This window comes from Mesorhizobium sp. M2A.F.Ca.ET.067.02.1.1 (assembly GCF_004023285.1).
GTDB lineage: Bacteria > Pseudomonadota > Alphaproteobacteria > Rhizobiales > Rhizobiaceae > Mesorhizobium.
The window spans coordinates 1-3,232 of record NZ_RZSB01000687.1; the positions used below are offsets into that span (position 1 = coordinate 1).

Annotated in this window: 4 protein-coding genes; 3 read left to right on the forward strand and 1 reads right to left on the reverse strand. The window is 63.9% G+C overall.

Annotated features, from left to right (window positions below; translation table 11 throughout):
* Positions 1–712, forward strand: a 712-nt coding sequence (locus tag EOA28_RS30005; RefSeq protein WP_210214978.1) for a Dyp-type peroxidase, incomplete at its 5' end; no start/stop codon positions are given.
* Between the two features lie 14 nt (positions 713–726).
* Here EOA28_RS30005 and EOA28_RS30010 read toward each other — a convergent pair.
* Positions 727–2,142 (reverse strand): FAD-linked oxidase C-terminal domain-containing protein, encoded by a 1,416-nt coding sequence (locus EOA28_RS30010; protein ID WP_127252668.1) that lies wholly within the window; start codon positions 2,140–2,142, stop codon positions 727–729.
* A 165-nt stretch (positions 2,143–2,307) separates the two neighbouring features.
* Between EOA28_RS30010 and EOA28_RS30015 the strand changes: the two genes are divergently transcribed.
* A complete protein-coding gene (locus EOA28_RS30015; RefSeq protein WP_127252667.1) occupies positions 2,308–2,793 on the forward strand; it encodes a thioesterase family protein in 486 nt (161 codons plus the stop codon).
* Between the two features lie 145 nt (positions 2,794–2,938).
* A complete protein-coding gene (locus EOA28_RS30020) occupies positions 2,939–3,136 on the forward strand; it encodes a hypothetical protein (RefSeq protein ID WP_042644109.1) in 198 nt (65 codons plus the stop codon).
* Positions 3,137–3,232: the final 96 nt, after the last annotated feature.

The window sequence follows — 3,232 nt, forward strand, 5'->3', positions numbered from 1 at the left end:
GCTGAAACCCTTCGCGCCGATCGAGGGCGCGGCCCATTCGGCGCCCTCGACGCCGGGCGATCTCCTGTTCCACATCCGTGCAGAGCGGCCCGACATGTGCTTCGAACTCGAGCGCATCCTGCTGGACGCCCTTGGCCGCAGCGTGACCGTCGTCGACGAGGTCTCCGGTTTCCGTTATTTCGACGCGCGCGACCTGCTCGGCTTTGTCGACGGCACGGCCAATCCGACCGGCCTCGACCTGCCGGCCTCCGCCTTGGTCGGCGACGAGGACGGCGACTTTGCCGGCGGCAGCTATGTCGTCGTGCAGAAATACCTGCACAACATGGCGGCCTGGAAAGAAACGCCGACGCATGTCCAGGAAGAGATCATCGGCCGCACCAAGATCGACAACATCGAGATTGATGACGACGACAAGCCGCGCAAGTCGCACAAGTCTCTGGCCACGATCGAGGACGACGCCGGCAACGAGTACGACATCTTGCGCGACAACATGCCGTTCGGCCGCCCGGGGCAGAACGAGTTCGGCACCTATTTCATCGGCTACACGCGCTATCTGTGGGTGATCGAAAAGATGCTGCAGCGCATGTATGTCGGGGAGCCGCCCGGCGCCTACGATCGGTTGCTCGACTTCTCCACCCCGCACACCGGCACGACCTTTTTCGCGCCGACGCGGCCCATGCTGCAGAAGCTTGTCGAGGGCGCGGCGGAATAGACCTGGGCGGTGCGTTACCCCGCCGCCGGCAGAATCTTGCCGGGATTCATGATGTTGAGCGGGTCGAGCGCCTGCTTGATCGTGCGCATGACATCGACGCCATGGCCGAGCTCGTGGCGCAGGAAACCGACCTTGCCCTGGCCGATGCCGTGCTCGCCGGTGCAGGTTCCTTCCATGGCGATCGCCCGCATGTTGAGCCTGGCGACGAATTTTTCCGCAAGCGCGATCTCGGCCGGGTTGTCGACATCCATCAGCACGAGCACGTGGAAATTCCCGTCGCCGGCATGGCCGACGATCGGCGCGACGAGGCCCATCTCGGCTATGTCGGCCTCGGTTTCGGTGACGCACTCGGCAAGCCGCGAGATCGGCACGCAGACATCGGTCGACAGGCCCTTGGCACCGGGACGCAGCGTCAGCGACGACCAGTAGGCGTCGTGCCGCGCCTTCCAGAGCTTTGTCCGCTCCTCCGCGACGCTGGTCCACAGGAACGGCCCGCCGCCATTCTCCTCCGCGATCATACCGAACGTCTCGGCCTGTTCGGCCACGCCCGCGTCGCTGCCGTGGAACTCGACGAACAGGCACGGGCTTTCCGGGTAGTCGAGCTTGGAATAGTTCTTCATCGCCCGCATCTGCAGCGCGTTGACCAGCTCGATGCGCGCCACCGGTATGCCCATCTGGATGGTCGCGATCACCGTGTTGCAGGCTGCCTCCAGGCTCGGAAACGGGCACACACCGCCGGAGATCGCCTGCGGAATGCCCTGCAGCCTGAGCGTCAGCGAGGTGATGATGCCGAGCGTGCCTTCCGAGCCGACCAAGAGCCGGGTCAGGTCGTAGCCGGCCGAGCTTTTCTTCGCCCGCTTGCCGGTCGTCACCGTCTCGCCGTCGGCCATGACAGCGGTGAGCGACAGCACGTTCTCGCGCATCGTGCCGTAGCGCACCGCGTTGGTGCCGGAAGCCCTGGTCGCCGCCATGCCGCCCAGCGAAGCATTCGCGCCCGGATCGATGGGGAAGAACAGGCCGGTGTCGCGCAGATGCCTGTTGAGGTCCTCGCGGGTCACGCCGGGCTCGACCGTGCAGTCGAGATCCTGCGGATTGACGGCGAGGATCCGGTTCATGCGCGAGGTGTCGATGGAAATGCCGCCGCCCGGCGCATTGGTGTGGCCCTCGAGCGAGGAGCCGACGCCGAAGGCGATCACCGGCACGCGGTGGGCAGCGCAGGCGCGCACGATCTCCTGCACCTCCTCGGTCGTCTCGACGAAGGCGACGCCGTCCGGCGCCTGGGTCGGGATATAGGTGGTGGTGTGCGCGTGCTGGCCGCGTATCGCCTCGCCGGTCTGGAAGCGCTCGCCGAAGCGCTGCTTGAGGATGCCGAGCACCGCGGCGATGCCTTCCTCGTTGCGTTCGACGGGATTGAGGTCGCTCAAAGCCATGAATTCCTCCGCGAATGGACCAGTGGCCACTCTTGATATGCAGCTATGGATGATGCCTAAAGCAATTCCAGGAAAAGTGTGAAGCGGTTTTCCGTCCGGAATTGCGCCGGAACAAAGAGAACCTCAGCCACCACGCCCTGTCCAGCGACGATCAAGGAAAATCAGATGACTATCCCCGCCCCGTTCATTTCCGACCCGATGGACATCGAGAAGAACTGGATCGACTACAACGGCCATCTCAACATGGCCTATTACAACGTGCTGTTCGACCGCTGTTCGGATGTCGCCTTCGAGATGATGGGCATGGGGCCGAACTACGCAAGGGATCGCCGCCTCACCATCTACACGGCGGAAGTCCATGTCTGCTATGTCCAGGAGCTGCACCTCGACCACAAGGTGAAGGTCTCGTTCCAGCTCATCGACCACGATGAGAAGCGGCTCAGGGCCTATCAGGAAATCCGCCATGTCGACGGCTGGTTGGCCGCGACCTCCGAGCAGCTTGCGCTGCATGTCGACATGGCCGGGCCGCGGGTCGCTCCCTTCCCGGCTGACGTGATGGCGAAGGTCGATGCCATGCGCGCCGCCCATGCAGCGCTGCCGATGCCGGAGCGCGCCGGGCGCTCGATCGGCATCAAGCGCAAGAGCGCTTGAAAACCCGCGCGCCCGCGTTAACCTTACCAAGGTTTTAACGTGAACAAGTCGCTTGAGTCCGTTGAACGACTCAGTGACGCGTTTGAAAACCGCCGTACCGGGTTTGCGCGCGGGCGGCTGGCGGAATGCGGTGCGAGGACAGTGCATGAAAACCGATATCAAGGTCGAGGTGGAGCGCTTGGCGGCCGATCCACGCATCACCGACTATGATTTCTGGCGATCGCTGAAGAACGTCGACAACGAGATCTTCCACATCGCCAACAACAACGAACCCATCCCGTTCGACATGATCCGCTGGCGCGCGATTCTGACCCAGGCGCGAATGCGGCGCGGCCACGCCTGATTCGTCCCCCGTCACTTTTGCCTGATTCCGCGCAGGGGCGAGCGCGGCTCGACCGGTGACGACTGGATGATGGCCGTGTTGGTCATTGCGTAAGGG

Excerpts from the sequence above, each read along its gene's own strand:
- EOA28_RS30010 (WP_127252668.1), bottom strand. The coding sequence starts at position 2,142 with ATGGCTTTGAGCGACCTCAATCCCGTCGAACGCAACGAGGAAGGCATC.
- EOA28_RS30015 (WP_127252667.1), top strand. The coding sequence starts at position 2,308 with ATGACTATCCCCGCCCCGTTCATTTCCGACCCGATGGACATCGAGAAG.
- EOA28_RS30020 (WP_042644109.1), top strand. The coding sequence starts at position 2,939 with ATGAAAACCGATATCAAGGTCGAGGTGGAGCGCTTGGCGGCCGATCCA.